This is a genomic window from Arthrobacter sp. IK3 (assembly GCF_051337705.1).
GTDB classification, from domain to species: domain Bacteria; phylum Actinomycetota; class Actinomycetes; order Actinomycetales; family Micrococcaceae; genus Arthrobacter_B; species Arthrobacter_B koreensis.
This window is the reverse complement of sequence record NZ_JBPPSW010000015.1, coordinates 81729-108533: the sequence shown is the minus strand read 5'-3', so window position 1 is coordinate 108533 and position 26805 is coordinate 81729. Positions and strand designations below refer to the sequence as shown.

The window sequence follows — 26805 nt, the reverse complement described above, 5'->3', positions numbered from 1 at the left end:
CAAGGCGGACAGCCCGTTTGACGCGTCAAACGGGCCGTAACTGGCCTCTCGGCGGGGAGAGAGAGACGGGGCGACGGGGCAGGGCTAGGCCTGGGAGGCGTAGCCCTGCGGGTTCTGCTTCTGCCAGTTCCAGTGGTCCCGGCACATGTCTTCGAGGGAACGGCTGGCGGTCCAGCCCAGATCGGCCTTGGCAGCAGCGGGGTCAGCGTAGCTTACGGCAGCGTCTCCGGGACGCCTCGGCGCCAGTTCGTAGGGAACGTCCTTGCCTGCTGCCTTGGAGAAGGCTGCCAGGACCTCCAGCACCGAGGAACCGTTGCCGGTGCCAAGGTTCCAGCGCTTGACCCCCTTGCGGGCGGCAATGTAATCAAGGGCAGCGAGGTGACCGGCAGCCAGGTCCATGACGTGGATGTAATCGCGCACGCCCGTGCCGTCGGGAGTGGGGTAATCGCTGCCGAAGACCATGACCTTTTCCCTGCGCCCGACGGCGACCTGGGCCACGAACGGCAGCAGGTTGTTGGGCACGCCGGTGGGATCTTCGCCGATGCGTCCGGATTCGTGCGCGCCAACCGGATTGAAGTAGCGCAGCAGCGCAATGCTCCAGCGCTCGTCAGAAGCACCGAGGTCCGCAAGGATGTCCTCGATCTGCTCCTTGGTGCGGCCGTAGGGGTTCACGGCGTCCATGGGCCTGTGCTCTGCCAGCGGCACCTCTTCCGATGCCCCGTACACGGTGGCCGAGGAACTGAAGACGATGGTCCGGACGTCATGGCGGTCCATGGCATCAAGCAGGTTCAGGGTGCCGGCAACATTGTTCCGGTAGTAGTGCAGCGGCTTTGCCACCGATTCACCGACCGCCTTGAGCCCGGCGAAGTGGATGACGGCCTCGGGGGAGTGCTCGGTGAAGATCTGCTCCAGGGCAGCTGGGTCAAGGAGATCAGCCTGTACAAAAGCGGCGGTGCGTCCGGTGAGTTCCTGGACCCGGGCCAGGGATTCAGTGCTGGAGTTTGCCAGGTTGTCCATGACAACGACGTCGTGGCCGGCCTGCAGCAGCTCGAGCGTGGTGTGGGACCCGATGTAGCCGGTTCCTCCGGTGACTAGTATTCGCATGGTTTCCAGCCTAACGGATTCGCCATCCGGCCCGGCCCAGCGCTATCCCGAACCGGCCGGTGCCGGTGCAGTCTTGATGGCCACCTGGGCCGCCGGAGCATCCGATTCGCTCCAGGCACCGCTGCCGCGGGTCCAGGTCCTGGAGTCATAGGAAACGTCGTTGATGTTCAGTGCCTTGGCGTTGGCTACTGCCCACTGCGCCAGGGACCAGCCGTATTCGCCGGAGGCGCCCACCACCAGCACCTCTCCGAGGATCATGGCCTGCTGTTCCCCATAGAGCGCGGACATCGCGGCCAGGACCGTGTCCGGATCGCCGGCTGCCTCTGCGGGACCCAGCGTGCAGCCCAGTGCCGCAGGCGTCTGGCCGGTCAGGGCGGAGGCGAAGGCCCTGCCTTCGGATTCGTGGTCCGCGTAGGCATCGGGGAACGCGCTGCGCTGGACGGTCTGGGCGGCAACGGTGAGGGGAAGGTCCTGGTACCCGGGGACCTCGACGAGGGCGTCATAAAAAGCGTTGGCCGCATAAACCGGATCCATGACCTGCTCCTGCGCGCCCCAGCCCTGGGACGGACGCTGCTGGAACAGTCCGCGTGAATCCGGCCCGGCGTCGTCTCCGTAATTCAGGTTCCGGAGACCGGACTCCTGGACGGCCGTGGCCAGCGCGATCGACGCCGCCCGCGGCGGAAGGCCACGGGCGACGGCGACTGCCGTGATGGTGGAGGCGTTGACCGCCTGGTCCGGGTTCAGGGACCAGGAAGCGCCGCTGACCGTTGCGGTACAGCGTTCGCGCACCGGACGCACCTCGTCACGTCCGGATGCCATGACCAGGAGGTAAAGCAGCAGCGCGGCTGCTGCCGCGGCACCAAGAAGCAGCACGCTGCTGCGTCTGCGCCGTACCGGCGGAATGCTGCGGGCCACTGCCCTTCTCTCCCGGACCGGACCCTAGTTGGCGTGCAGCGCTTCGTTCAGTTCGACGGTGCGGGCCAGCCGGGGCAGGGCTTCCACAGCGCCGGTGGCTGAATTGCGGCGGAACAGCAGGCCGGGAACGCCGGAGAGATCCGCGGCCTTGACCGTGCGGACGTCGTTCGTTTCGGGGTCGGTGACATTCACGCGGGTACCCGCAGTGACGTACAGGCCGGCCTCGACGACGCTGTCATCGCCGATGCTGATGCCCACGCCGGAGTTGGCGCCCAGCAGCACCCGCTCGCCCACGGTGATGCGTTCCTTGCCGCCACCGGAGAGGGTGCCCATGATGGACGCGCCGCCTCCGACGTCGGAACCGTTGCCCACGACGACGCCTGCCGAGATGCGGCCCTCCACCATGGAGGTGCCGAGGGTGCCGGCGTTGAAGTTGACGAATCCTTCGTGCATGACAGTGGTGCCTTCGGCCAGGTGCGCGCCGAGACGCACGCGGTCCGCATCCGCGATGCGCACGCCGGAGGGCAGCACGTAATCCACCATGCGCGGGAACTTGTCCACGCCGTAGACAGTCACTGCGCCGCGGGCACGCAGGCCAATCCGGACTTCGTCGAAGCCGGCCACCTGGCACGGACCGAAGTTGGTCCAGACAACGTTGGGAAGGACACCGAAGATGCCGTCCAGGTTGATGGTGTTGGGAGCTGCGAGGCGGGCGGAGAGAACGTGCAGGCGGAGGTAGGCGTCAGCGGTGCCGGCAGGGGCAGCATCGAGGTCGATCTGCGTTTCCAGGACCTCTCCGCGGGTTCCGCGGACTTCGTCAGCCATGGCGTCCGCTGCCTTCGCGAGCTCTGCTGCCAGCGCTGCGTCGTTCTCCAGGGGAGCAAGGGCCGGGCGGGGATACCAGACGTCCAGTACCGTGCCGTCTGCGGCTACGGTGGCCAGTCCGAGACCGGACGCGGTGCGTGGGGTGGGGGCTGAGGAAGAGCTTGAAGTCATGGCTTCTACTCTACCGAGCGGTACTGTGGACCGGTGACCGTATTACCTGCCAAACCCCTGAACCTGCTCGACGACGTCGCTGACCTTACGGCGGCACTGATGGACATCGAGAGTGTGTCCGGAAACGAAGCGGCCATTGCCGATGCAGTGGAGGCTGCGCTGAAGGGCCTCGATCACCTGGAAGTGGTGCGCGACGGCGATTCGATCATGGCCCGCACGAGGCTTGGACGCAGCGAACGCGTCATCCTCGCGGGACACCTGGACACCGTGCCGCTGCCCTCGGTCCCCGGCTCGCAGGGAACCGTGCCGTCGACCCGTAACGGAGACGTCATTTACGGCCGGGGTGCCACCGACATGAAGGGCGGCGTGGCCGTGCAGCTGGCGCTGGCTGCCAGACTCACCAATCCGAACCGGGACATCACCTTCATCTTCTACGACCACGAGGAAGTCGACGCCTCCCTCAGCGGCCTGGGCAGGCTGGAAAAGTCCTTTCCTGAATGGATGAAGGCTGACTTCGCGATCCTGCTGGAACCCACGGACGGCACGGTGGAGGGCGGATGCAACGGGACCATGCGCTTCCAGGCCCGAACAACCGGCAAAGCGGCGCACTCAGCCCGTGCCTGGATGGGCGAGAACGCCATTCACGCAGCCGCCGAGATCCTGGTGCGGCTGCGCGACCACGAGCCGGCGACGGTCCGGGTTGAAGGCCTGGACTACCGGGAGTCACTCAATGCGGTGAAGATCCACGGCGGCACGGCAGGCAACGTCATTCCCGATTCCGCCGTTGTGGAGATCAATTACCGGTTCGCGCCGGACAAGAGTCCTGCACAGGCGGAGGCCTACGTACGGGAGCTGCTGGACGGCTTCGACCTGGTGCTCACCGACTCCTCCGCCGGTGCCCGTCCCGGCTTGGACCGTCCGGCAGCAGCCAGTTTCGTGGCAGCCGTGGGAGCCGAGCCGAAGCCCAAGTATGGCTGGACCGACGTCGCCCGTTTCAGTGCCCTGGGAATTCCTGCCGTCAACTTTGGGCCGGGGGATGCGCTGCTGGCACATTCGGACAACGAGCATGTGAGCGCGGAGGCGATCCGCCGTTGCCTCGCGGCGCTTCAGGCCTGGCTCGCGAACTAGCACCGCATCCACATGACAGAAAGTGCCCTTTAGAAGCTTCTAAAGGGCACTTTCTGTCATCTGGATGTGCGGACTACTTGGTCGGTGCAGGCACGCCTTCAGGTTCGACGGCGTCTTCGGCCTTGAGCAGGTTTCCTGCCCGGGCGCCGAGCCTGCGCGAGAGGCGCTGCGCGGCGAACGTCAGGAGCATGTTCAGGACAATGAAGATCGCTGCCGTGACCAGCAGGGCCGGCAGGATGTTGCCTTCGCCTGCGGCAAGCCTGCGGGCGAAGACGAGCAGTTCGCTGTAGCCGATGAAGGCACCCAGGGCGGAGTCCTTCAGGATCACCACGAACTGGCTCAGCAGGGCCGGCAGCATGGCAACCAGTGCCTGCGGAACCTCGATCACCCGCAGTGACTGGCTGCGGGTCAGGCCGATGGCGAGCCCGGCTTCGCGCTGTCCCTTGGGCAGCCCGAAGACGCCGGAGCGCACCAGCTCGGCGATGACTGCGCCGTTGTACAGGGTCAGCGCCAGCACCACGGCTACGAACGGAACATCTGCCGGCGGAACCGGAGTGGCCTTCGAGAGGAACTGGTAGAAGAAGATCATCATCAGCAGCACGGGTACTGCGCGGAAGAACTCCACGATGATGCCGGCAACCCAGCTGATGGCCTTGATCGAGGACAGGCGTCCCAGACCGAAAATCAGGCCAAAGACGATGGACGTCACGATGGCGACGGCGGCTGCGCGGAGCGTGGCCATCAGGCCCGGGAGCATGTTGTACTGCCAGGTGTCAGCCTCAAGGAACGGCGTCCACTTGGCCGCTTCGAACTGGCCCTTTTCCGCCAGTCCATTCACGACGATGGCGAGCAGGCCCAGGATGAAGAGCACCCCGAGGATGTTGGCAATGAGGATGCGCCGCCGTGCGCGCGGCCCGGGGGCATCAAACAGGACACTTTGGCTCATCGTGCCACCGCCAGCTTCTTCGAGGCCCAGGTAGTGAGCAGGCCAATGGGAATCACAATAAGCACGAAGCCCATCGCGAAGGTGAGGAAGATCTGCGTCATCAGATCCGGCCGGAACTCAATCATCGTCTTCATCAGCCCGGACGCTTCGGCAACACTGGCCACCGCAGCGACGGTGGTGTTCTTCGCCAGCGCGATCAGCACGTTGCCCAGCGGCGCCACGGCCCCGCGGAAGGCCTGCGGGAGAATGATCAGCCAGGCCGCGGGCAGGAAGGACAGCCCGATGGAGCGGGCAGCTTCAGCCTGTCCCAGCGGGACGGTGTTCACGCCGCTTCGAATCGCCTCGCAAACGAATGCCGCGTGGTAGACCGACAGGGACAGAACAGCGAGCCGGAAGAAGTTGAGCTGGAAGTCTGAGGAGAGGTTTACCTGCAGCTGGGACCACAAGGCCAGAGTGCCGAAAACCATGATGATGGTCAGCGGGGTGTTCCTGAAGATGTTCACGTACGCAGTACCGAACCAGCGAAGGCTGGCGATCGGCGAAATACGCATCACGGCCAGGATGGTGCCGAGCACCAGGGACCAGAGACCGGCCCAGAACGTGAGTTGGATGTTGACCCAGAAGGCCCCGACGACGTCGTATTCGCCGAAGAGTTCGAGGAAACCTTCCATATGTCACCTCTTCCGTAAAAAAATATGTGGAGCGGAGTTCGGGGCAGGGCCTAGGCCCTGCCCCGAACGTTGCCGCCGAAAGCGAGGCGGAAGCGGGCCGCTTAGGCGCAGGCGTCCATGGTCGGCGGGTTCAGCTCGGCGTTGAACGTGTAGTCAGCGCCTTCGGTGTTCTTCTTGATGGCTTCTTCCCACGCGCCGTCTTCGATCATCTTTTCGATGGCAGCGTTGATGTCTTCACACTTGTCGCTGCCCTTCTGGATGCCGACGCCGTACTTCTCTTCGGAGAAGGTGTTGCCAACAACCTTGAACTGGCCCTTGTTGGCATCCGTCGAGGCCAGGCCGGCCAGGATGATGTCATCAGTGGTGACGGCGTCAATCGAGCCGCCCTGCATGGCGGTGACGCACTCGGCGTAGCTGGGCTGCTCAACCAGGTTCACGTCATTGGCGATGCCGTCTTTGACCTTCTGGGCGGACGTGGAGCCGGTGACCGAGCACAGGGTCTTGCCGTTCAGGTCTTCGGGACCGGTAATGTCGGAGTCGGAGCGGACCAGCAGGTCCTGGCCGGCCACGAAGTACGGTCCGGCGAAGGAGACCTTTTCCTTGCGCGTATCCGTGATGGAGTAGGTCGCGAAGATCATGTCGACCTGGTCGTTCTCGAGCATGTTTTCGCGCTGGGCGGACGGGGTCTCGATGAACTCGATCTGGTCTTCGCTGTAGCCCAGTTCGTTGGCTACGTACTTGGCCACATCCACGTCGAAGCCGGAGTAATCGCCGGATTCCGCGAAGCCCAGGCCCGGCTGGTCAAACTTGATGCCGATGCGGATGTTCTCTCCATCACCGGATGCTGCCGAGTCGGAGCCGGAGTCGCCGCCGCAGGCGGACAGGGTCAGTGCGGCAGCTGCGGCCATGGCGGCGGCTGCGTAACGGGTCTTGCGCATTTTTTCTCCTTGCATTGCGGCCTGGGTCCGTGGGGACCGAAGCCTTGCCTCAAAGGGTGGATGAAAAGCTGGTGCTGCTTGAGTGGCGCGCTAGTGGGCGAGGATCTTGCCGAGGAAGTCCTTGGCCCGGTCGCTCTTCGGATTGGTGAAGAATTCTTCCGGTGCGGCCTGCTCAACGATCTGACCGTCCGCCATGAAGATCACGCGGTCTGCCGCCTTGCGGGCGAAGCCCATTTCGTGGGTCACCACGATCATGGTCATGCCCTCCTGGGCGAGTTCCACCATGGTGTCCAGGACCTCGTTGATCATTTCCGGGTCCAGGGCGGAGGTGGGCTCGTCGAAGAGCATGACCTTGGGCTTCATGGCGAGCGCCCGCGCAATGGCGACGCGCTGCTGCTGGCCGCCGGAGAGCTGGGCCGGGAGCTTGTTGGCCTGGTTGTCCACGCCAACCCGCTTCAGCAGCGCCATGGCCTTTTCCTTGGCTTCGGCGGTCTTGGTCCGCTTAACCTTGATGGGGCCCAGGGCCACGTTGTCCAGGATGGACTTGTGCGCGAACAGGTTGAAGGACTGGAAGACCATTCCGACGTCGGCACGCAGCTTGGCCAGTGCCTTGCCCTCCGCGGGCAGGGCCTTGCCGTCGATGGTGATTTCACCGTCGTCGATCGTTTCCAGGCGGTTGATGGCGCGGCACAGTGTTGACTTGCCGGACCCGGAGGGGCCGATCACCACCACCACTTCGCCGCGCGCCACATCAAGGTTGATGTCCCGCAGCACATGGAGGTCCCCGAAGTGCTTGTTCACGTTCTTCAGCGAGACGAGGGGTGCTGCTTGCTCAGGCACCGGCTGCCCTGATGTTGTGTCACTGGTCATAGGTAGAAGATAGCGAACAAATCAACCCCCGGTGTTCCCGATCACTCTGACGTGGACAAATCGTGACTCAAGAGAAACCAAATCACCCCGGGCCGGGGACGCGGCGGTGGGGTGTGCGTCACCTCGGTGACGCTAGCCTTGGTAGATGGCTATCAGCGACGAAGAACGCTTCAACAGTCCGGCATCCGCCAAGCGGCGCGGTCCGGTGGAACTGCGCCGCGGGCAGGCCCGGGTGCCGCAGTCGGACCGGTTCCTCCTGGACACCGCGGACGGAACGAGTTTCACCCACACCGACCCGTGGCGCGTGCTGCGCATCCAGAGCGAGTTCGTAGAGGGATTCGGAACCCTTTCGGAACTGGGGCCCGCAGTCAGCGTGTTCGGCTCCGCGCGCAGCCTGCCGGGGTCCCGCTGGTACCAGACGGGCGAGGCCGTAGGCAGGCTTCTTTCGGAAGCAGGCCTGGCGGTCATCACGGGAGGCGGCCCCGGTTCAATGGAGGCAGCAAACAAGGGCGCTGTTGAAGCCGGGGGAGTGTCCGTTGGCCTGGGAATTGAACTGCCCTTCGAAACGGGCCTCAATGACTGGGTGGACCTGGGCATCAACTTCCGCTATTTCTTTGTCCGCAAGACAATGTTCGTAAAGTACGCTCAGGGATTTATTGTGCTTCCGGGCGGCTTTGGCACGCTGGATGAACTCTTCGAGGCCATGACGCTGGTCCAGACGCAGAAAGTCACCTCATTCCCCATAGTCCTCATTGGCACCGAATTCTGGAAGCCGCTGCTTGATTGGGTGCGGGGAACACTGCTGGAGGAAGGCATGATCTCCGCTAAGGACCTGGACCTTGTCCACCTGGTGGATGACCCGGCCGAGGCCGTGAAGCTCATCATCGCCGACAGTGCGGGGCACCGCTCCCTCTGACTGCACGGCCGCGGATCTGCGACGATGGACCGGTGATGATCCTGCTTGCATTCCTGGCAATAGCCGCCGTAGGTGCCGCAGCACTTTTCGCTGCCGGCCGGACCGGCCCGCGCCGTGGAGGAACCACTGCCGCCCTGCGCATCCCGGATCTGGCAGCTGTCCCCGGGGAACCCGATCCGCGTCTGCCGCCGGTGCTCCTGCCGGATCACCCGGACGCCGCCGACATAGCCGACCTTAGGTTTTCAGTAGCGCTGCGCGGTTACCGCATGGATGAGGTGGACGAAGTCCTGGCCCGGCTGGCCCAGGCGCTGCTGGAACGGGATGCCGCCCTGGCGCAGCTTCGGGAACCGGAAGCCGGTATCCGGCCCGAAACGGGCCGGCATGCCCTTGGGGAGCCCAACCGGCGCTCAGGCCGGCTGGACCCGTGAGCGCACTCCCCGGGCCTGACGGCCGTCTTCGCTGCCCCTGGTCCGTGGCCAGTGAGGATTACCTGGCGTACCACGACACCGAATGGGGCCGTCCCGTCCACGGCGAATCCGCCCTGTTTGAGCGGCTGTGCCTTGAGGGGTTCCAATCCGGGTTGAGCTGGATCACCATTTTGCGGAAAAGGGAGGCTTTCCGTGAGGCGTTCAAGGGCTTCGATCCGCACACGGTAGCTGCTTTCGGCGAGGAGGACGTGGCCTCGCTGATGGGTAACGCGGGCATTGTCCGCAACGAGTCGAAAATCCGCGCCACGATCGGCAATGCGCGCGCACTGCTGGCCCTGCCGGAGGGCGAATCGCTGGCACTGATCCTGGAGAGGCACCGGCCTCCGGAGGAGCCCGCACCGCAGTTCCTTGCGGACGTTCCGGCTCAGACGGCGGAATCCCGCGGCCTCTCCCGGGAGCTGCGGCGGCACGGGTTCCGGTTCGTTGGGCCGGTGACCGCCTATGCGATGCTGCAGGCAACCGGATATGTGAACGATCATCTGGCCGGGTGTGAATTCAGGACAGTTTCCTAACCTCCGCGCACAGCATGGATGTGTCCCCAGACACACCGAAATTTCGCCTGCTTACGGTTTGTGCGGAATAATGGCACCAATTGCGGCTCGGCACCCTAACAACAATGGGGGCCCGGCAGCAGCGGGAACGGTGACTACTCGGGGAATAACCCCGCAGTGCACTTTTGAAAGGGGAACTTCAATATGGCTGCGATGAAACCGCGTACGGGTGATGGACCCATGGAGGTCACCAAGGAAGGGCGCAGCCTGATCCTGCGGGTGCCCATCGACGGCGGCGGCCGGCTGGTCGTTGAACTCAACGCAGAAGAAGCAGGCAAGCTCAAGGAATGCCTCCTCGGCGTCACCAGCTAGGCTTGGTGCATGCGTCCCAACAGGCAGAACCCAAGGCCTGCAGGAGCCTCGCAGGCTACCCGCAGGATGACAACGGTAACCGGGCTCGCTCCGCTGGCGGAGCGCCCCGGCGCCCCGGCCGAAGGCAGCGGGCTCCAGCCGCTCCCGGCTGAGGGCGTGGATGTTCTTGCCGTAGCCATTGCTCCTGGTCCGCCCGGTGACCGCACGGTCCCCGAGCCCCGGCGCGGGGCCGTGGAAGCTGCGGTGCGCTACGGAATCGATGTGGCTTCCCGCGCCGAAGCGGCAGGTATCACCGGCAAGGCCGGTGAGCACCTGGTAGTAGAGGCTCCGCGGGGATCGGATGATCTTCCCGCCAAGCTCATCTATCTCGGAGTCGGCGACGAGTCCCACCAAAGCCTGCGACGGGCCGGAGCGAGCCTGGCGCGGGCAACGTTTGGCGCCCGCCGGATTCGCATGAGCGTCATCGATTCACTGACTGCCCAGGCGCAGCAGGCGTTCCTCGAAGGGTTTTTCCTCGGCGGATACCGGGCACCCCGGACCGGGCAGAAGGGGCCCGGAGAACCGATGGCAGCGGAAATGGAAGTCACCGGACTGCTGCCCCAGGCCCTGGAACCCGCAGAGACCGCGGCCCGCGCCGCCTGGCTCGCCCGGGACCTGACCAACGCCCCGCCGGACACCGCCACACCGGAGTGGATGGCTGCCCAGGCGGCTGCCGTGGCTTCCGCCTCCGGCCTGGACATTGAAGTCTGGGATCCGCAGCGGCTGCAGGCCGAAGGCTTCGGGGGGCTCACCGCCGTTGGTTCCGGCTCGGCACACGGCCCCCGCCTGGTGCGGGTGACGTACCGGCCCGCTTCGGCTGCCGCCGGCGAGAGCGTTGTCCTTGTAGGCAAAGGCATCACCTTCGATTCAGGCGGTATCTCGCTGAAGCCCCGTGAGTCCATGCCGGCGATGAAAATGGACATGGCGGGTTCCGCCGTCGTCCTGGCGGCCGTCCAGGCAGCTGCCGAGCTGCAGGTACCGTTCGAAGTGACGGCGCTGCTCGCCCTTGCCGAGAACGCACTGGGTGCCGCGTCCTACCGTCCCGGCGACATTGTGCGCACTTACAACGGCACCACGGTGGAAATCGGCAACACGGACGCTGAAGGACGCATGGTCCTTGCCGATGCGCTGGCCTACGCCGTGAAGGAGCTCAACCCCTCGGCGCTGATCGACGTCGCAACCCTTACCGGTGCAGCGATGCTCGGACTGGGCAAGCGGCACGCGGCGCTCTTCGGCAACGACCCCCGGCTGCTGACCGCGATGGAAGCTGCCGCGAGCAGCAGCGGCGAGCCGCTCTGGCAGCTGCCGCTGGTACCCGAATACGACTATTTGCTTGATTCGACCTCCGCGGACCTGGCGCATGTTGCGCCAGTGGGTGCCAAGGCGGGCGGCGGGGCGATCCTGGGCGCACTGTTCCTGGAGAAGTTCGTGGACGGGACGCCCTGGATCCACCTGGACATCGCAGGTCCCATGGAAGTGGGCGCGGATACCCACGAATACGCGAAGGGAGCCACGGGCTTCGGGGCCCGGCTGCTGATCGCATTCCTGCGGGCCCGGGCTGCCCGGCTTAGGGCGCAGGCCGCCTAGCGGCCGTCTTGACGGCCAGCTGCAGGCCGTCGCCGGTGGGCAGGAGCGCGGAAACCAGGGAATCATTATCCCGGATGAACCGCCCCACCTGCCGCATTGTCACCGTCAGCTGGTCCCGGGCAGCGGGATCCGCAACTCTTCCGTTGTCCAGGGCGCCGTTGATGATCATCAGGCCCCCGGGCTTGAGGAGCCGGACTGCCTGTTCGGTGTACAGGAGGAAGGACGGCTTATCCGCGTCGATGAAGACGAGGTCGTAGGCGTTGTCCGTCAGCCGGGGCAGCACCTGGGCCGCCCGGCCTGAAATGGTGCGGGTCCGGTTGCCGGGAATGCCCGCTTCCGAATACGCCTGGCGTGCGGCGCGGAGATGGTCCACATCCGAATCAATGGTGGTCAGCACTGAGCCGGTGCCCAGGCCCCGGAGCAGACAGACGCCGGAGACACCGGCACCGGTCCCTACCTCTACTACGGTCTGCGCCTTCGATGACGCCGCGAGCACGGTGAGCGCAGCCCCAACCCCGGTGCTGACCGCGCTCACGCCGAGTTCGTGTGACCGTTCGCGTGCGCGGAGCAGCACTTCGTCCTCAAACGGCAGCGCTTCCGTGTAGGACCACGTGCTCTGCTTGTCGGCGCTCATGGTTGTACTGTCTCTTTCGCTCAAATAATCCAGGGGTTCCGCATCCCGGCGGTACATGTCCGGGAATTCCGGCCGACAGCTGCCAAGTGCTGCGTAGTGCCGCGGCGGGCACCACGGCATTACAAGCTTAAGGCCACCGCGTTCCGATTCCCGCCAGGTGCGGTGCGCGGCGCGCACCCGCGGCCCGGGTATTATCCGGGACCCGCTTGTCTCCATCCATGAGGCGTGCTAACAGCGAACTCCCAGAAATATGCGCAAACATGGATGGTGAACCTGATGACGATCGCCAGCCCGTTCCGTGCCGAGCCGCACGGCGCCGGGGGCAGAAACACGTTGCGAAGGGAGGAAGACCGTGACGGGGACACTTGACGGCACTGCTGAAGCATCCGCGGTAACTGACTGGGTGCGTCCGACCTGGCAGGAAGTGGTGGAGACCCACTCTGCCAAGGTGTACCGGCTTGCTTACCGGCTGACCGGCAATAAGCACGACGCCGAGGACCTCACCCAGGAGGTGTTCGTCCGGGTTTTCCGCTCCCTGGCAAAGTTCCAGCCCGGCACCCTGGACGGGTGGCTGCACCGCATCACCACTAATCTTTTCCTGGACCAGGCCCGCCGGCGCAGCCGTATCCGCTTCGACGGCATGAGTGAAGAAGCCGAGAGCAGGCTGCCCTCCCCGGGTCCCGGACCGGAGCGCAGCTTCGAGTTCAACAACCTGGATGTGGACATTCAGCGCGCACTGGAGGAATTGCCCCCGGACTTCCGTGCCGCCGTCGTGCTCTGTGACCTGGAGGGGCTCTCCTACGACGAAGTGGCGCATGCGCTTGGCGTGAAGCTGGGTACTGTCCGCTCCCGCATCCACCGGGGACGCAGCATGCTCAAGGAGAAGCTTGCCCACCGCGATCCGGCGCAGCGCCGCACCCCCTCGGTCAGCCTGAAGCTTCCCCGCGTGGCAGGAGCCGGCTAGAGCATATGCGCCACCCTAAACGTCATCTTCGTGCGTTCCTGGACGAGGAATTACCGGCCCGCCGGCGTGCCGCCGTACAGACCCACCTCTCACGCTGCGCTGCGTGCCGCTGCGCGGTGGAGGAGGAACGACGCCTCCGCAGCCGCCTTCGGGCCTTGAAGGTCCCTGCCCCGCGGGAAGACCTTGCCAGCCGGATCGTCGCAGACAGTGCGAGCCGTCCGCAGCCCGCGCCCGGACCGGGCCGCGGACGCTACGCCGTGGCAATTGGCGGGATCCTCACGATGGTCTCGGGCTTTGTCCTGGCCGGCGCCTACATTCTTGGATCGATTGCGGACGAACCACTTTCGGCACCGCAGCAGGCGCATCTGCTGGCCGGGTGGAACCAGCTGGCGGAACAGCGTTCCGGGGGCCTCTCCGCCGAGGACGTGCAGGACCTGCGCAATGCCGGGTGGTCCTGCCCGGAACTTGACGGACTCGGCTTTACGCTGGCCTCGGCCCGGACCCTGCAGGTGGCCGGCCACCCCGCCGTCGCCATGGAGCTGACCCGCAACGGCGAAACGCTCACGGTCTATGAACAGCGCCCGCGGGAAGGCGACACCAATACGGAGGTGCTGCACGCCGTCAGCGGCCGTCCGGTAGCCGAAGAGGGTTTTCACGCTGTTACCAGGACCGCTGAAACTGCTCCGCGGGTCTGGAGGGATGAGACCCGCCCCGGTGAGGCTGTGCTCTCGGCGCGCAATGTCACTTATACGCTGAGGTCCTCAGTCCCGGAGGAAACCCTGTCCTCCGTAGTGGGCGAACTCTCCCTCAGCGAGTCGGCCCGCCTGCTGGTGCCTGCAAGGGACCCGGATTCCGGGGCTGTGGACCGCGTCCTGAACGGGCTGGCGCTGCTCTCCGGCGCAGGGCGATCACTTTGACCCCAGTCCCAAAGTGGCCCCAATCCCGCGGGAAAAGGTAACCTTCAAAAGTGTTCGGAATTAACGGCTATGAGCTGATCATCCTGGCGGTCCTCGCCGTGGCCATTCTCGGCCCCGAACGCCTGCCGGAATACGCTTCCCAGCTGGCCCGCCTGGTCCGCGAACTTCGCCGGATGGCAACGGGCGCCCGTGAGCAGCTGCGCGAAGAAGTGGGCCCCGAAATCGACGAGGTGGACTGGCGGAAGCTGGATCCGCGGCAGTACGACCCCCGGCGGATTATCAAGGAAGCGCTGCTCGACGACGTCGAAGAGGCGGTGCGGCCGGCAGCCGGGCGCAGTAACGGAGCTGTCCGCCCAGCCGCAGCGCGTCCCGGAGCTGTTCCTGCGGCGGTGGCTCCGGCTGCACCGTCACCGGTCCAGCGGATAGAGCGCCTGGGTGCAGGCGAGCCCGCACCGTTCGACGCCGAGGCCACCTAGCCCCAGGCTCTTAGCGCGGGGTGACCGAAAGGTTCAGCCCGGACAGCCCGCGCCGCCGTCCGGCGAGCGCCGCAGCGATCCGGCGGAGTTCCCCGCCCGCAGTATCCGGCCCGGCTGCGGACTCATCGAGCACCACCGGAAGCCCGGCGTCCCCTCCCTCGCGCAGCCGCACATCCAGCGGAATGCTGCCCAGCAGCGGAACGCCGTAGCCCAGGACGGATCCGAGCCGCCCGGAAACCAGCGCTCCGCCGCCTGAGCCGAAGAGCTCCATCCGTTCCCCGGTGGGCAGCGCCAGCCAGGACATGTTTTCGATGACGCCGGCAACCTTCTGCCCGGTCTGCGCCGCCACGGTTCCGGCGCGTTCGGCAACCTCTGCCGCAGCTGCCTGCGGTGTGGTCACCACCAGGATCTCCGAGGAGGGGAGCAGCTGGCCCACCGAAATCGCTATGTCGCCGGTGCCCGGGGGAAGATCCAGCAGCAGCACGTCCAGGTCCCCGAAATAGACGTCAGTGAGGAATTGCTCCAGCGCCCGGTGGAGCATGGGCCCGCGCCAGGCAACCGGCTGGTTCTTGTCCAGGAACATGCCGATCGAAATTGTCTTGATGCCGTGCGCCACGGGCGGCAGGATCATCTCGTCTACCCGTGTGGGAGGCGCCGTGATGCCCAGCAGGCCCGGAACGGAGAAGCCGTGCACATCGGCGTCGACCACCCCAACGCGCAGGCCTGAGGCAGCCATGGCCGCCGCAAGGTTCACGGTCACAGTGGACTTGCCCACCCCGCCCTTGCCGCTGGCAACGGCATAGACCTTCGTCAGGGATCCCGGACGGCTGAACGGGACGCCCCGGGCACCGCCGGGTCCGCGCAGCTTTTCCTTGAGCTCCTCGCGCTGGGCCTGGGTCATGACGTCCAGGTCCACGTCCACGGAGGTGATGCCGGGAACTCCGGCAAGCTCCCGCTCGACGTCGGCGGTAATGGTTCCGCGCAGGGGACAGCCGGCAATGGTGAGCAGGACGCCGATGCGGGCGCTGCCGGCGTCGTCCACCTCCACGCTGCGCAGCATGCCGAGCTCGGTGATGGGGCGGCGCAGTTCAGGGTCAATGACCCGTTCCATGGCCGCGCGGGCCAGTTCTGCCAGGTGTTCGTTTGTTTCGGGCACTGCCTAGTCTTCTCCTGCACCCTGGACAGCTTTGGACGGCGGCGTCGGGCTGCCGTCCTGGCCGCGGCGGCGGGTGCCGCGCCGCTGGCCCTCGGCGTCGTTGGCCTCGAGGAGTTCCTCGAGCAGGCCGCGTATTTCGGAACGGACATAGTCGCGGGTGGCGACTTCCCGCAGCGCGATACGCAGTTCGGCGATCTCGCGGGTGAGGTACTCGGTGTCCAGCAGGTTCCGTTCGGCCCGTTCGCGGTCCTGGCGCATCGAGACCCGGTCCCTGTCATCCTGGCGGTTCTGCGCCAGCAGGAGCAGTGGAGCCGCGTAGGAGGCCTGCAGCGAGAGCATCAGGGTCAGGAGCGTGAACCCCAGCGCCACGCTGTCGAACCGCAGGGATTCCGGGCCCCAGGTGTTCCAGCCGAGCCACACCACGCAAAACACCGTCATGTACAGCAGGAACTGCGGGGTGCCCATGAACCGGGCGAAGTTCTCCGTGGCATGGCCAAAGGCATCAGGGTTGGGAGAAAGCCGCGGGAACCATCTGGTCCTGGCGGTGCGCGGGGTATCGAGGCCGTCAGTGCGGGGGCGGTTCTTCTCAGCCATTCTTCCTTCCCTGCCACGTTATGGGGCCGGTGTCTTCGGAGGCACGCCAGTCATCCGGAAGCAGGTGGTCCAGGACGTCGTCGACTGTCACTGCGCCCACCAGACGTCCGCTGTCATTGACCACCGGCAGCGAGTTCAGATTGTAGGTTGCCAGCATTCGGGAAATTTCGGCGATGTTCGCGTAGTCCCGCACCGGCTCAAGATCAGTGTCGAGGATGTTGCCGAGCGCTTCCGGGGGAGCTGTGCGCAGCAGCTGCTGGATGTGCACGACGCCGAGGTAACGGCCCGTGGGTGTCTCCAGCGGCGGCCGGCAGACGTAGATGGAAGACGCGAGGGCCGGGGTCAGTTCCTCACGGCGCACGTGTGCCAGGGCTTCGGCGACCGTCGCTTCCGGAGGAAGGATGACCGGGACAGGAGTCATCAGCGAGCCGGCCGTGTCTTCCTCGTACTGCATAAGGCGCCGGACGTCACGGGCGTCCTCGGGTTCCATGAGCTGCAGCAGCTCTTCCTTCTGCTCCTCGGGAAGCTCGTTGAGCAGGTCGGCGGCGTCGTCGGGATCCATTTCCTCCAGCACGTCCGCCGCGCGCTCAACGTCCAGTGACTGCAGGATCTGAACCTGGTCGTCGTCCGGCAGCTCCTGGAGCACGTCTGCCAGGCGCTCGTCCTGCAGCTCGCTCGCCACCTCGATTCGGCGCTTGCCGCTCATTTCGTGCAGCGCCTCAGCGAAGTCGGCGGGCTTGAGGTCATCATGCTGCGCCACGAACTGCGTGGCGGCCTGCGGCCCGGTGATGTCCCAGTGGCCTACCTCGGGCCACTCGATGATCAGCAGCTCGCCCTTGCGGCGCAGGCTGCGCAGGCGTGAACCGCCTCCGCCGCGGCGCACGAAGAGACTTGAAACATGCCAGTCTCCGGCCCGGTTCTGCTCAACGGCGATGTCTTCCACGGTTGCCTCGCCGCTTCCGTCCGCCAGGACCACTCGGCTGTCGAAGAGTTCAGCAACCACGAGCATCTCCGCCCCGCGCTGCTGGAAGCGGCGGAGGTTCACCAGCCCGGTGCAGATGATCTGGCCCGCGTCCATGGACGTGATGCGGGTGATGGGCACAAAGACGCGTTTCTTGCCGGGAACCTCGACGACGATGCCCACGGCCTGGGGCGGGCGGCCTGCCCCGCGGTCCAGCACCACGGCATCCCGAAGGCGGCCAAGCCTGTCCCCGAGGGGGTCGAAGACATCCAGGCCCAGCAGCCGTGCAATGAAGACGCGCGTAGGATTAGTGCTCACCTTACTTAGGCTACTTGGCGGCGGCCCCATAGGCGCATTCGAACGGCCGCACTCGCGTGGCAGCGTTCACTGCCAGCGATACATTGGCCCACAATCGCTGTATCTGCGAAAGAATAGGGGAATGTCGAACCTATTTGGCGCCTCATCGCAGCGGGACCCCGGACGAACTCTCCCCAAGGGTGAGCTGGTGGGCCGGTACACGGCTTACCTGGATGCCCAGAAGGCGGTCGACTACCTGGCGGACTCCAAGTTCCCCGTCCATCTGGTGAGCATCGTGGGCAATGAGCTGAAGTCCGTCGAGCGGGTCACCGGCCGCCTGACCTATCCCCGTGTTGCCATGTCCAGCGCCGCCACCGGTGCGTGGTTCGGCCTGTTCGTGGGCCTGGCACTGATGCTGTTCGGCGGCGGCGACTCCTACCTGTCGCTGATTCCGTCCATGGCGCTGGGCGCCATTTTCTGGCTGCTGTTTGGTGTCCTTGCGTACGCGTTCCAGCGTGGACGCCGCGACTTCACCTCCACCAGCCAGGTGATCGCCACGAGCTACGACGTGATCGTGGCCCCGGAAGCTGCCAACGAAGCGCGGCGTCTGCTTTCCCAGCTGCCGATGGTGGGGCAGAGCGGACACCCGGCGCCGCCGTCGGGTCAGCCCCCCTTCCAGCCCCCGTACCAGCAGCAGCCGCCTTACTCCGGGCAGGCCCCCGAGCGGCCGTCGTCGTGGTCCGATCCCTACGGAACCCGCGGTGCGGGGCGGCCCGACTCCGCGCCTGCTGCAGGACCCGCAGCCCCCGGCGCGCATGCCGCCCCCGGCCAGGCTGACGGTCAGCCGGCAGCCGGACCGGTGCCGCAGCCGTCGCCCCAGCCGTCCAACGCAGAAGGCACCCCGCGCGGACAGTTCCCCGACCTGCCCGACGGCCGGCCCCGCTACGGCGTACGGCTTCCTGCCGCCCAGCAGGCTCCGGCCCCGCCGGCGCCGCAGGGCCAGCAGCAGGCCGGACCGGCTCCGGAACCGGCTCCGCAGGCCGGAGCTGCCGAGCAGCAGCCCGATACTCCTGCAGCGCCCCAAGCGGACGAAAGCCCTGCCGGCGAGGACACCCCGCGTACTCCGGGTGAAGGCCGCTAGCCTTCCCGGTTCACATCCCGAACATACAGAAACTGCCCGTTTGGAGCTCCAAACGGGCAGTTTCTGTCATCTCGATGGGGGAGGCTAGGAGGCGTAGATTCCCGCCATCCAGTCCTCGACGTCGGAGGGATCACGCGGCAGTGCAGCGCTGAGGTTTTCGGCGCCGTCGGCCGTGATCAGGACATCGTCCTCGATCCGCACGCCGATCCCTCGGTACTCCTCGGGGATGGTGAGGTCCTCTTCCTTGAAGTAGAGGCCCGGCTCGATCGTGAAGACCATGCCTTCTTCGATGATGCCGTCCAGGTAGAGGTCGCGGCGGGCCTGCGCGCAGTCGTGTACATCCAGTCCCAGGTGGTGGCTGGTGCCGTGCGGCATCCAGCGCCGGTGCTGCTGGCCGTTGTCGGAGAGGGCTTCTTCCAGCGGAACCGGCAGGAGTCCCCAGTCCTGCAGGCGCTCTGCCAGGACACGGACGGCTGCGGCGTGCACGTCGCGGAACTTGTTGCCCGGCTTGGCGGCTGCGAAGCCGGCGTCTGCGGCGTCGAGCACTGCCTGGTACACGCGGCGCTGGACCTCGGAGAAGGTGCCGTTGACCGGCAGCGTGCGGGTGATGTCGGCAGTGTAGAGGCTGTCAGCTTCCACGCCGGCGTCCAGCAGGAGCAGATCCCCGGCCTTGACCTCGCCGTTGTTGCGGATCCAGTGCAGCACGGTGGCGTTGTTGCCTGCCGCGGCGATGGTGTCATAACCCAGGTCGTTGCCCTCTTCACGGGCACGGGCGAAGAAAGCGCCTTCGACCACGCGCTCACCTCGTGGGTGGCTGATGGCGCGGGGGAGGATCTTCACGACTTCCGTGAATCCGTTGACGGTGGCCGCCACGGCTTCCTTCATCTGCTCGATTTCCCAGGCATCCTTCACCAGGCGCAGCTCAGAGAGCGCCTCGGTGAGTTCTTCATCCTTGGCGTCCAGGGCGCTGAAGTCCATGTTGTCCGGGTCCATTGCCGTGTTGTAGCGGACGGTGTCCACCAGGGCGTCAACCATCTCATCAACCTTGCGCAGCAGACGGACGGAGATGCCACCGAACTGCGGGTCGCCCACGTTGGACGTGATAGCGGTTTCGGCCTCGGAGAGGTCACGTGTCCGCAGTCCAACCAGGGCGCTGACCTGTTCCAGGTTCAGGCGGGAACCGATCCAGAACGCACCGTAGCGGGCGTTGGAGTAGAACTCCTCGCTGTCGGTGCCGGCGAGCGGACGGAAGTAAAGAGTGGCAGTGTGGTGGCCGCCGTCGTCGCCGGTTCCCTCTTCTACGGGTTCCATGATCAGGACGGCGTCCGGCTCATGGTCCAGACCGAGGCCGGTGAGGTGGGCGAACCCGGAGTGGGGGCGGAACCGGTAATCGGTGTCATTGGAACGGACCTTCAGCGGGCCGGCCGGAATGACCAGGCGTTCAGATGTGAAACGCTCGGAGAGCGCCCGGCGGCGGGCGGCAGCGTGCGGAGCCACCGCGGACTGTTCCGGGAGTTCATCGGACGCAGAGGCCCAGCCGGAGGACATGAAGTCCTTGAACGCCTGCGACGTGGGGCGCTGGGAACGGTTGTTCACCCGGTCCTCAAGCGGCTGCCCCTCGGACAGTTCCTCAAGGCCGGAATCGGCGGGGTTCATTGAATTGGCTTCAGTACTCACCCGTCTATGCTCTCACCGGCAGTTAACAGGGCCAAACATCCCCCGGCGGCTGCGGAGCGCCAGCGCCGGATCGGCGCGGGGAACCACGTAGATTGGAGGGGTGAGAATCGACCTGCATACCCACTCCAACGTCTCCGACGGCACTGAAGCCCCAGGAGCTGTCATGGCGTCCGCAGCGGCCGCCGGGCTGGACGCCGTGGCGCTGACGGACCACGACTCCACTGCCGGGTGGGGCGAGGCAGCCGAAGCGGCCCGCTCCCTGGGCCTCACGTTTGTACCAGGCATGGAAGTTTCCTGCCGCACCGATAACGGCATCAGCGTGCATGTGTTGTCCTACCTCCATGACCCGGCCCATCCCGGATTGCTGGCGGAGATCGCCAAGTCCCGTTCGGCACGGGTGAGCCGGGCCGAACGCATGGTGGAACGCCTTGCCGAGGACTATCCCATCAGCTGGGCTGACGTGCAGGAGCAGGTTGCACCAGGGGCCACCATAGGCCGGCCGCACATCGCCGACGCGCTGGTTGCCGCCGGTGTGGTTCCATCGCGGTCGGCTGCGTTTGCCGGGATCCTGACCGGACGTTCCCGCTACTTCGTGGCGCATTACGCCCCGGATCCCGCGCACGCGGTGCGCCTGATCCGCGACGCCGGCGGGGTGCCGGTTTTCGCCCACCCGGAGGCATCCGCCCGCGGACGCGTGGTGGGCGAACAGACCTACCTGGAAATGATCGACGCCGGGCTGGCCGGCCTGGAGATTGAGCACAGGGACAACCCGGAGGACGGCCGTACGTACCTGCGCCGGCTGGCCGCGGAGCATTCGCTGCTGGTGACCGGTTCCAGCGACTATCACGGAACCGGCAAACCGAACCTGCTGGGGGAGAACACCACCAGTGCCGAGGTCCTGGAGCGTATCGCCGAGCTCGGTACCGGCACACCCGTTGTCCGGCCATAACCGTCCGGCCATAACCGTCCGCTACCGGCTGGCTAAAGCGCCGCGGGCGTCTGCCCCGGGTCCACGGACCCTGCGGGCGGGGCCGGGGGAGACGCAGTCTTCGGCGCGGCGGTTCGCGGGGGAGCGGTTCGCCGGGTCCGTACGCGTTTGGGCTTGGCGGGCACCAGTACCTGGGCGGTATGCCCCAGCCGGCGCTCCATGACCTCGATTGCCTGCGGATTGGCGTCCACGCACACGAAGCGGCGGCCGAGCTTCCCGGCCACTGCGCCCAGGGTTCCAGAGCCGGCGAAGAAGTCCAGCACCCAGTCGCCCTCGCGGCTGGAAGCGGCTACGGCACGGCGCAGCAGGCCTTCCGGTTTCTGTGTGGGGTAACCGGTCTTTTCCTTCCCCGTGGGGGAAACGATCGTGTGCCACCAGACATCGGTGGGCAGCTTGCCAAGCGCCACTTTCTCCGGTGTCACCAGTCCCGGCGCCATGTACGGCTCCCGGTCCACCTCGGCGTTGTCGAAGTGGTAGGCAGCGGGGTTCTTTACGTAGACCAGGATGTTGTCATGCTTGGCAGGCCAGCGGTTCTTGGCCCGTCCGCCGTAGTCGTAGGCCCAGATAATCTCGTTCAGGAAGCAGTCCCTCCCGAAGAGGGCGTCCAGCATCACCTTCACGTAGTGCACCTCGCGGTAGTCAAGGTGCACGTACAGGGTGCCGTCGTCTGCCAGGAGACGCCACGCCTCTGCCATCCGGGGTTCAAGGAACGCCCAGTAGTCCTCGAACGCGTCGTCGTAGCTGGAGAGCAGTCCCTTGACCGTGGTGTAGCTGCGGCCCTTGAACCCCGTCCGGTCGCCGGTGCCCTCGGTGCTTCGGACCATGGTGGTCTGCTGCCGGCGCTGTGCACGCCCGGTATTGAACGGAGGGTCGACGTAGATCAGGGTAAAGGAGCCGTCCGGCAGGGTCGGCAGATAATCCGCATTGTCTGCGTGGACTATCAGCGACCCGCCGTCCGGCGTCCAGTTAGGTGTGCTCATCCGTATGGAGGGGATCCCGGCCTATTCGGCGGCGGGGGCCTTGCTGACTACCTCACCGTTGCGGCGGCGGGTACGGCTGCGGTTACGGCGGGGGCGGTCGGCCTTGGCACTCTCGCCGGATGCGGCGGCAGGTGCCTCGGCGGCCTTCTCAGGGCTGCGGCGTGCGCCTTCGCGGGACCCTTCCCGGGAGCTGCGGCCTCCGGCATCGGATCCGCGCCCTCCGCGGTCGGAGCTGCGGCCGCCGGAGCGCTGGCCCGAGTCGGAGCGGGGTGCGCGGCGTCCGCCGGACTTGCCGGTCTCGCCAAGGTCCTCGAGCTTTTCGGCGTCGATACCGGCCAGCACGCGCTTGTTGCGGGGCAGCCGTCCCTTGGTTCCTTCGGGGATGTCGAGGTCCGTGTACAGGTGCGGTGACGAGGAGTAGGTCTCAAGCGGTTCGGCCTGGTCCATGCCCAGCGCCTTGTTGATAAGGCCCCAGCGCGGGACATCGTCCCAGTCCACGAACGTGACGGCGGTACCCTTGTTGCCCGCACGGCCGGTACGGCCAACGCGGTGCAGGTAGGTCTTCTCGTCTTCGGGGCACTGGTAGTTGATGACGTGCGTGACGTCGTCGACGTCGATGCCGCGGGCGGCGACGTCGGTGGCTACGAGGACGTCGACCTTCTCGTTGCGGAAAGCTCGCATGGCCTGCTCGCGGGCGCCCTGGCCCAGGTCGCCGTGGATTGCTGCGGCAGCGAAGCCGCGGTCCACGAGTTCCTCGGACAGCTTGGCAGCGGTGCGCTTGGTCTTGGTGAAGATGATGGTGCGGCCGCGTCCGCGGGCCTGCAGGATGCGGGCCACGACTTCGCTCTTGTCCAGGTTGTGCGCCCGGTAGACAACCTGGCGGATGTCCTTCTTGGTCAGGCCCTCGTCTTCGGGGTCGGCGGCGCGGATGTGCGTCGGCTTGGTCATGTAGCGGCGTGCCATGGCGACGACAGGGCCGGGCATGGTCGCGGAGAAGAGCAGCGTCTGTCGGGCTGCCGGGGTGGCTGCCATCAGGGTTTCGACGTCGGGCAGGAAGCCGAGGTCCAGCATTTCGTCGGCTTCGTCGAGCACGACGATGCGGACGTTCTTGAGGGAAAGCTGGCGGCGGTTGTGAAGGTCGATCAGGCGCCCGGGGGTGCCGACGACGATTTCCACGCCGGCTTCGAGGGCCTCGATCTGCGGTTCGTAGGCACGGCCGCCGTAGATGGTAACGATGCGCGCGCCGCGGCGGCGCGCCGCCGTCGTCAGGTCGCTGGCTACCTGGACCGCGAGTTCACGGGTAGGGACGACGATCAGGGCCTGCGGTGCGCCCGGAGCGGGAAGCGACTCATACTCGTCGTCCGCCGGGACAATCACGCGCTGCAGGGCAGGGATGCCGAAGCCGAGGGTCTTTCCGGTACCGGTCTTGGCCTGGCCAATGATGTCGTGGCCGCCGAGTGCCACCGGCAGGGTCATGGACTGGATGGGGAAGGGGTGCGTGATGCCGGCTTCCGCGAGTGAATCCACGATCTCGGCGCGGACACCGAAATCAGCGAACGTGAGTTCGGGGATTTCAGCTGCGGCTTCCGTCGTGGCGAGGGTCTCGGTGACTTCGAGTTCTTCGTTGCTGTCATCTGCGGTCAGCTGCGCATCGCTGACCTGGGAAAGTTCAGTGTTCAATTACATACCGTTCAGTTAGGCATTCTGCGGTACCGCGCTCGACGAGAGGGCATAGGGCCCATCCCGGAGCGGATGGCGCGCAGGTGATGCGTCCAGCGGAAGCCGATCGCGGGCTAAGGACTGCTGGCCACTCCAACTGCATTCGGCAAAGGCAGCGGCCGGAAAATATCAAGTTCGCGTAGGTACTGCGGGTCTCACAGCCGGCTGGATAGTGTCTCCAACCGGCAATTCATGAAGGGTTTCAGGAACGTGGGAACGACCGGGCATCCATTTACTACCATCCCAGTCTACCCGGTGCAGCCGCCGCGGGCCGCATTGGCCTATCCAGCGAGTTGGCTGGCGCCCGGTGGCGGGTACAGCCGCGGGGAACGGAGCCGCAACCGCAGCTGGCCAGTCCGGTGAGAGCCCGGACACACCGGTACGCTGGGCGTATGAGTGAGAACAACGCAGCTTCGGCTACAGGGCACGCAGCGGACCCCGGTGCAGCGGATGCATACCGGCAGTTCCTTTCGGACCTGCTCGGTGTCATCGCCTATGGCGAACTGTCCGCCTTTGAGCGGATGTCATCGGACGCACGCTTCTCGCCGAGTCTCCGGGACCGTGCCGCGCTTGGACGGCTGGCGGTGCGCGAATACGAGAACTTCGAGCGGGTGGCCGCGCACCTTGAGTCGATGGGACTCAACGCCGAGGACGCCATGGCCCCCTTCCAGCAGTCGGTGGATGCCTTCCACGACCGAACCCGCCCGGGGGACTGGTACGAGTCCCTGATGAAGTTCTATGTCACTGATGCGATTTCAGACGACTTCTACGCCGCGCTCGGGTCCCTGCTCGATCCGGAAAGCTCGGCGCTGATCGCCTCCCTGCAGGAGACCGGCAGCGAAGCGGCAGGGGAGGTGCTTTTTGTGCGCCTGCAGGAGTCCTTGAAGGACGACCCGAGGCTGGCCTCGCGCCTGGCACTCTGGGGACGCCGGCTGGTGGGCGAGGCCCTGACCCAGGCACAGCGCGTGGTGATCGAACGTGCAATGCCGGCGGAGCTGGACGGGTTCCTCAGCCGTGAGGAGCTCGACGCGCAGATCCGGGATCTCTTCAGCCAGCTGACCCGCAACCATTCACGGCGGATGTCCCTCCTGGGGCTCACCGCCTAGGCACGCCGGGGGCCGGGCGCGGCACCGGATCCTGCAACCGGCCTCTTACGCCTGTAGCGTTGAAGCGGTACCGGCTAGATTCGACGGTCCAGCAGAGATTCGGTGGGGGAGCAGTATGGGTTCGACGTCCAGCGCTTTGAGGCGCCGGATGTTCTGTGCGGCGGCAGCAGCTGCCGTGGCGGCTGTATCGGCCTGCGGGGCGCTTCCAGCGCAGCAGCCGCTGCCGGCGGCCCCGGCACCGGCGCCGCCTTCGACGGGCACCGGCCTTCCCCTCCAGCCCCCGCCGCCGCAGGGAGTCCCGGCTGCCGCCTGGGATGCCCTGGGGGAATTCGAGCAGGCCCGCGCGGACAGCGGCCGTCCGCTGACCGAACCGTCTGAGGCTCCGGTCTGTACCCTGCCCGGCTCCGGCTGCTATTTCTCCTATGGAGCGGAAACCCTGGTGTGGAGTGCGCAGACCGGCCTGCGTGCCCTGCGCACGGAAGTCTTTGATCGGTGGAAGTCCTCGATCCGGGCCCTCGGCTGGCCGGTGACGTCCGAATACACCTTCGGCGGAGACCGGAGGACCGACTTCCAGAAGGGCACGCTGATGTACTCCCCGCGGCTGGGAAGGATCATGTCCTACGACCCCGCGGTAGGAAGCGCGGCAGTGGTGATCGGAGACTCTCAGGCAGGCCGTGACACCTGGGTGGGCAGGGGCCTGGCCTCGCTGGGGTTCAACCCGCTGGTCCTGGGGGCCGGGGGAACCGGCTACACCAGGGGCAACGGCGAGGTGCATAACTATCCGGAGGCCCTGGAAGCAGAGGAGTGGCTGCTGCCGTGGGGCAAACCCGCGCTGGTGGTGCTCCAGGGCGGCGGCAACGATGCCTACGGTCCGCGCAACGCGGACATCCGGCACAACGCCGTGCAGCTGATTCGGGAACTTAAACGCACGTATCCGGAAACCCGGATAGTCATGGTTGGCGTCATTGGAGACGGCAAGGGGCGCCGGGCGGAGATCGACGATCTCCTGGCCGGCGTCGCTGCCGAACAGGGACTTGATTTCCTCAGCCCCAAGGACTGGTGGAAGCGCTACTCCCTGGGGTCGAAACTGGACGACGGCCTGCACTTGGGGAAGGCGGGGCACGACGCCGCCACTCCCGTTTTCGCGCGGGAGCTGAGGGCGGTCCTGGACCGGGGCTAGCGCCCTAAAGCTTGAGGATGCGCTCGCGTTCAGCGTTGTCCCGCGGCAGTCGCCGGGAGACTGTGGCCAGCGCTGCTGCAACGGCAGCGGCAGGGCCGGTGAGGACGGGAACCGCCCAGGAGAGCCAGGAGAATCCAGCGCTGGTTACCACCGGCGTGAACTGCAGGATGATCCAGATGCTGAGTCCTGCTGCGAGGGAAATCCCGGGCAGCAGGAGGACGCCGTAGGTACTTCGGCGCGGGTCCGCGGCCCGGACGATGAAACCTGCTGCCGCCAGTGCGGCGGCAGCAAGCAGCACTTCGCCCATGACGAGCTAGAGGGCGCCGAACCCGACGCGGCGGACTTCTTCGGCACCGATCTCAACGTAGCCGATGACGCCGGCGGGAACGATGATGAGGCGTCCCTTTTCATCGGTGAGACGCAGTTCCTTGGAACCGTTGATGGCTTCGGCAACGGTGTCCGCGACCTGGTCCGCACTCTGGCCGGACTCGAACACGATCTCGCGTCCGACGTTCTGGATACCGATCTTTACTTCCACCGTGGTGCCTCCTGTT

29 protein-coding genes and 1 pseudogene are annotated in these 26805 nt (G+C 66.2%); 14 read left to right on the top strand and 16 right to left on the bottom strand.

Translation table 11 applies throughout. The features are described 5' to 3' along the window. Positions 1–84: 84 nt before the first annotated feature. The 3 genes from galE to dapD are packed head-to-tail and all read right to left on the bottom strand — an operon-like array spanning position 85 to position 3015. Positions 85–1104, bottom strand: a complete 1020-nt coding sequence (gene galE, locus ACSLGO_RS17565; protein ID WP_386917599.1) for a UDP-glucose 4-epimerase GalE — start codon at positions 1102–1104, stop codon at positions 85–87. A 42-nt stretch (positions 1105–1146) separates the two neighbouring features. Next, entirely contained in the window at positions 1147–2019 is an 873-nt protein-coding gene (locus ACSLGO_RS17560) for a hypothetical protein (RefSeq protein WP_091602966.1), read from the bottom strand. A 24-nt stretch (positions 2020–2043) separates the two neighbouring features. Beyond that, positions 2044–3015 carry a 2,3,4,5-tetrahydropyridine-2,6-dicarboxylate N-succinyltransferase gene (dapD, locus tag ACSLGO_RS17555; RefSeq protein ID WP_386885080.1) on the bottom strand — a complete coding sequence of 324 codons (972 nt, stop codon included), beginning with the start codon at positions 3013–3015 and terminating at the stop codon, positions 2044–2046. Positions 3016–3048: 33 nt separating this feature from the next. Here dapD and dapE point away from each other — a divergent pair, with 33 nt between their 5' ends. Then, positions 3049–4143, top strand: coding sequence for a succinyl-diaminopimelate desuccinylase (dapE, locus tag ACSLGO_RS17550; protein ID WP_325787027.1), 1095 nt, complete (start codon positions 3049–3051; stop codon positions 4141–4143). A 73-nt stretch (positions 4144–4216) separates the two neighbouring features. On the opposite strand, the gene ACSLGO_RS17545 is transcribed toward dapE, so the two are convergent. From ACSLGO_RS17545 to ACSLGO_RS17530, 4 genes are all read right to left on the bottom strand, one after another. Continuing rightward, a complete protein-coding gene (locus ACSLGO_RS17545; RefSeq protein ID WP_152273614.1) occupies positions 4217–5089 on the bottom strand; it encodes an amino acid ABC transporter permease in 873 nt (290 codons plus the stop codon). Further along, the gene (locus ACSLGO_RS17540; protein ID WP_091602978.1) at positions 5086–5760 is read right to left on the bottom strand and encodes an amino acid ABC transporter permease; all 675 of its coding nucleotides are present in this window, start codon (positions 5758–5760) and stop codon (positions 5086–5088) included. Before ACSLGO_RS17540 ends, ACSLGO_RS17545 begins: the two co-directional genes overlap by 4 nt. Positions 5761–5861: 101 nt before the next feature. Continuing rightward, positions 5862–6698 carry a glutamate ABC transporter substrate-binding protein gene (locus ACSLGO_RS17535; protein WP_091602981.1) on the bottom strand — a complete coding sequence of 279 codons (837 nt, stop codon included), beginning with the start codon at positions 6696–6698 and terminating at the stop codon, positions 5862–5864. Positions 6699–6788: 90 nt separating this feature from the next. Further along, positions 6789–7538: an amino acid ABC transporter ATP-binding protein gene (locus ACSLGO_RS17530; RefSeq protein ID WP_377955638.1), complete on the bottom strand. Its 750-nt coding sequence runs from the start codon at positions 7536–7538 to the stop codon at positions 6789–6791. A 175-nt stretch (positions 7539–7713) separates the two neighbouring features. Here ACSLGO_RS17530 and ACSLGO_RS17525 point away from each other — a divergent pair, with 175 nt between their 5' ends. The 5 genes from ACSLGO_RS17525 (at position 7714) to ACSLGO_RS17505 (ending at position 11461) form a co-directional block, all read left to right on the top strand. Further along, positions 7714–8484, top strand: a complete 771-nt coding sequence (locus ACSLGO_RS17525; RefSeq protein WP_091602986.1) for a TIGR00730 family Rossman fold protein — start codon at positions 7714–7716, stop codon at positions 8482–8484. Between the two features lie 35 nt (positions 8485–8519). Next, positions 8520–8912: a DivIVA domain-containing protein gene (locus ACSLGO_RS17520; protein WP_386885072.1), complete on the top strand. Its 393-nt coding sequence runs from the start codon at positions 8520–8522 to the stop codon at positions 8910–8912. Continuing rightward, complete coding sequence (locus tag ACSLGO_RS17515) at positions 8909–9484, top strand: DNA-3-methyladenine glycosylase I (RefSeq protein ID WP_436401585.1); 576 nt, start codon at positions 8909–8911, stop codon at positions 9482–9484. The genes ACSLGO_RS17520 and ACSLGO_RS17515 overlap by 4 nt, the downstream gene beginning before the upstream one ends. 183 nt (positions 9485–9667) lie before the next feature. Beyond that, the gene (locus tag ACSLGO_RS17510; protein ID WP_082413265.1) at positions 9668–9835 is read left to right on the top strand and encodes a DUF3117 domain-containing protein; all 168 of its coding nucleotides are present in this window, start codon (positions 9668–9670) and stop codon (positions 9833–9835) included. A gap of 66 nt (positions 9836–9901) precedes the next feature. Then, complete coding sequence (locus ACSLGO_RS17505; RefSeq protein ID WP_436401584.1) at positions 9902–11461, top strand: leucyl aminopeptidase family protein; 1560 nt, start codon at positions 9902–9904, stop codon at positions 11459–11461. Here the strand turns inward: ACSLGO_RS17505 and ACSLGO_RS17500 are convergent. Then, positions 11442–12095, bottom strand: coding sequence for an O-methyltransferase (locus ACSLGO_RS17500; RefSeq protein ID WP_091602998.1), 654 nt, complete (start codon positions 12093–12095; stop codon positions 11442–11444). The two genes, ACSLGO_RS17505 and ACSLGO_RS17500, sit on opposite strands and share 20 nt — an antisense overlap. A 352-nt stretch (positions 12096–12447) precedes the next feature. Here ACSLGO_RS17500 and sigE point away from each other — a divergent pair, with 352 nt between their 5' ends. The 4 genes and pseudogenes from sigE to ACSLGO_RS17480 all read left to right on the top strand — a co-directional run bounded on the left by sigE (position 12448) and on the right by ACSLGO_RS17480 (position 14452). Further along, the gene (gene sigE, locus ACSLGO_RS17495) at positions 12448–13059 is read left to right on the top strand and encodes an RNA polymerase sigma factor SigE (RefSeq protein ID WP_091603001.1); all 612 of its coding nucleotides are present in this window, start codon (positions 12448–12450) and stop codon (positions 13057–13059) included. Between the two features lie 5 nt (positions 13060–13064). Beyond that, positions 13065–13157, top strand: a pseudogene (locus tag ACSLGO_RS17490) (zf-HC2 domain-containing protein); the annotation flags it as partial. Positions 13158–13214: 57 nt separating this feature from the next. Continuing rightward, entirely contained in the window at positions 13215–13976 is a 762-nt protein-coding gene (locus ACSLGO_RS17485; protein ID WP_436401587.1) for a hypothetical protein, read from the top strand. A gap of 50 nt (positions 13977–14026) precedes the next feature. Beyond that, positions 14027–14452, top strand: coding sequence for a Sec-independent protein translocase TatB (locus tag ACSLGO_RS17480; RefSeq protein ID WP_436401583.1), 426 nt, complete (start codon positions 14027–14029; stop codon positions 14450–14452). 10 nt (positions 14453–14462) lie between these two features. On the opposite strand, the gene ACSLGO_RS17475 is transcribed toward ACSLGO_RS17480, so the two are convergent. Genes ACSLGO_RS17475 through ACSLGO_RS17465 form a run of 3 tightly spaced genes read right to left on the bottom strand, consistent with a single transcriptional unit; the run spans position 14463 to position 17481 of the window. After that, a complete protein-coding gene (locus ACSLGO_RS17475) occupies positions 14463–15563 on the bottom strand; it encodes a P-loop NTPase (protein WP_436401586.1) in 1101 nt (366 codons plus the stop codon). 48 nt (positions 15564–15611) lie between these two features. Continuing rightward, a complete protein-coding gene (locus tag ACSLGO_RS17470; RefSeq protein ID WP_091603010.1) occupies positions 15612–16202 on the bottom strand; it encodes a DUF1003 domain-containing protein in 591 nt (196 codons plus the stop codon). Then, positions 16195–17481 (bottom strand): magnesium transporter MgtE N-terminal domain-containing protein, encoded by a 1287-nt coding sequence (locus tag ACSLGO_RS17465; protein ID WP_436401581.1) that lies wholly within the window; start codon positions 17479–17481, stop codon positions 16195–16197. Before ACSLGO_RS17465 ends, ACSLGO_RS17470 begins: the two co-directional genes overlap by 8 nt. 121 nt (positions 17482–17602) lie before the next feature. Here ACSLGO_RS17465 and ACSLGO_RS17460 point away from each other — a divergent pair, with 121 nt between their 5' ends. Then, positions 17603–18601: a general stress protein gene (locus tag ACSLGO_RS17460; RefSeq protein ID WP_263127290.1), complete on the top strand. Its 999-nt coding sequence runs from the start codon at positions 17603–17605 to the stop codon at positions 18599–18601. 84 nt (positions 18602–18685) lie between these two features. Here ACSLGO_RS17460 and ACSLGO_RS17455 read toward each other — a convergent pair whose 3' ends face one another. Continuing rightward, positions 18686–20257: an aminopeptidase P family protein gene (locus ACSLGO_RS17455; RefSeq protein WP_386917635.1), complete on the bottom strand. Its 1572-nt coding sequence runs from the start codon at positions 20255–20257 to the stop codon at positions 18686–18688. Positions 20258–20378: 121 nt separating this feature from the next. On the opposite strand from ACSLGO_RS17455, the gene ACSLGO_RS17450 reads away from it, so the two are divergent. Continuing rightward, positions 20379–21227 (top strand): PHP domain-containing protein, encoded by an 849-nt coding sequence (locus tag ACSLGO_RS17450; protein ID WP_325787012.1) that lies wholly within the window; start codon positions 20379–20381, stop codon positions 21225–21227. Positions 21228–21259: 32 nt separating this feature from the next. On the opposite strand, the gene ACSLGO_RS17445 is transcribed toward ACSLGO_RS17450, so the two are convergent. Then, positions 21260–22246, bottom strand: a complete 987-nt coding sequence (locus tag ACSLGO_RS17445) for a DNA-methyltransferase (RefSeq protein ID WP_436401580.1) — start codon at positions 22244–22246, stop codon at positions 21260–21262. A gap of 21 nt (positions 22247–22267) precedes the next feature. Beyond that, the gene (locus ACSLGO_RS17440; protein ID WP_436401579.1) at positions 22268–23926 is read right to left on the bottom strand and encodes a DEAD/DEAH box helicase; all 1659 of its coding nucleotides are present in this window, start codon (positions 23924–23926) and stop codon (positions 22268–22270) included. 431 nt (positions 23927–24357) lie between these two features. On the opposite strand from ACSLGO_RS17440, the gene ACSLGO_RS17435 reads away from it, so the two are divergent. Together ACSLGO_RS17435 and ACSLGO_RS17430 are read left to right on the top strand one after the other, a co-directional pair. Beyond that, a complete protein-coding gene (locus ACSLGO_RS17435) occupies positions 24358–25071 on the top strand; it encodes a ferritin-like fold-containing protein (RefSeq protein WP_277665242.1) in 714 nt (237 codons plus the stop codon). Positions 25072–25186: 115 nt separating this feature from the next. Further along, positions 25187–26251, top strand: a complete 1065-nt coding sequence (locus ACSLGO_RS17430; RefSeq protein WP_436401578.1) for a GDSL-type esterase/lipase family protein — start codon at positions 25187–25189, stop codon at positions 26249–26251. A 4-nt stretch (positions 26252–26255) separates the two neighbouring features. Here the strand turns inward: ACSLGO_RS17430 and ACSLGO_RS17425 are convergent, their stop codons facing one another. Together ACSLGO_RS17425 and ACSLGO_RS17420 are read right to left on the bottom strand one after the other, a co-directional pair. Next, positions 26256–26558, bottom strand: a complete 303-nt coding sequence (locus tag ACSLGO_RS17425; protein WP_277665240.1) for a hypothetical protein — start codon at positions 26556–26558, stop codon at positions 26256–26258. A gap of 6 nt (positions 26559–26564) precedes the next feature. Next, on the bottom strand, positions 26565–26789 hold the full coding sequence (locus tag ACSLGO_RS17420) for a DUF3107 domain-containing protein (protein ID WP_152273603.1): 225 nt from the start codon (positions 26787–26789) through the stop codon (positions 26565–26567). Positions 26790–26805 lie beyond the last annotated feature (16 nt).

Coding starts and splice junctions, on each gene's coding strand:
- galE (WP_386917599.1), bottom strand. CDS start 1,104: ATGCGAATACTAGTCACCGGAGGAACCGGCTACATCGGGTCCCACACC.
- dapD (WP_386885080.1), bottom strand. CDS start 3,015: ATGACTTCAAGCTCTTCCTCAGCCCCCACCCCACGCACCGCGTCCGGT.
- ACSLGO_RS17545 (WP_152273614.1), bottom strand. CDS start 5,089: ATGAGCCAAAGTGTCCTGTTTGATGCCCCCGGGCCGCGCGCACGGCGG.
- ACSLGO_RS17540 (WP_091602978.1), bottom strand. CDS start 5,760: ATGGAAGGTTTCCTCGAACTCTTCGGCGAATACGACGTCGTCGGGGCC.
- ACSLGO_RS17535 (WP_091602981.1), bottom strand. CDS start 6,698: ATGCGCAAGACCCGTTACGCAGCCGCCGCCATGGCCGCAGCTGCCGCA.
- ACSLGO_RS17525 (WP_091602986.1), top strand. CDS start 7,714: ATGGCTATCAGCGACGAAGAACGCTTCAACAGTCCGGCATCCGCCAAG.
- ACSLGO_RS17520 (WP_386885072.1), top strand. CDS start 8,520: ATGATCCTGCTTGCATTCCTGGCAATAGCCGCCGTAGGTGCCGCAGCA.
- ACSLGO_RS17510 (WP_082413265.1), top strand. CDS start 9,668: ATGGCTGCGATGAAACCGCGTACGGGTGATGGACCCATGGAGGTCACC.
- ACSLGO_RS17505 (WP_436401584.1), top strand. CDS start 9,902: ATGACAACGGTAACCGGGCTCGCTCCGCTGGCGGAGCGCCCCGGCGCC.
- ACSLGO_RS17500 (WP_091602998.1), bottom strand. CDS start 12,095: ATGAGCGCCGACAAGCAGAGCACGTGGTCCTACACGGAAGCGCTGCCG.
- ACSLGO_RS17475 (WP_436401586.1), bottom strand. CDS start 15,563: ATGGAACGGGTCATTGACCCTGAACTGCGCCGCCCCATCACCGAGCTC.
- ACSLGO_RS17470 (WP_091603010.1), bottom strand. CDS start 16,202: ATGGCTGAGAAGAACCGCCCCCGCACTGACGGCCTCGATACCCCGCGC.
- ACSLGO_RS17460 (WP_263127290.1), top strand. CDS start 17,603: ATGTCGAACCTATTTGGCGCCTCATCGCAGCGGGACCCCGGACGAACT.
- ACSLGO_RS17455 (WP_386917635.1), bottom strand. CDS start 20,257: ATGAACCCCGCCGATTCCGGCCTTGAGGAACTGTCCGAGGGGCAGCCG.
- ACSLGO_RS17445 (WP_436401580.1), bottom strand. CDS start 22,246: ATGAGCACACCTAACTGGACGCCGGACGGCGGGTCGCTGATAGTCCAC.
- ACSLGO_RS17435 (WP_277665242.1), top strand. CDS start 24,358: ATGAGTGAGAACAACGCAGCTTCGGCTACAGGGCACGCAGCGGACCCC.
- ACSLGO_RS17430 (WP_436401578.1), top strand. CDS start 25,187: ATGGGTTCGACGTCCAGCGCTTTGAGGCGCCGGATGTTCTGTGCGGCG.
- ACSLGO_RS17425 (WP_277665240.1), bottom strand. CDS start 26,558: ATGGGCGAAGTGCTGCTTGCTGCCGCCGCACTGGCGGCAGCAGGTTTC.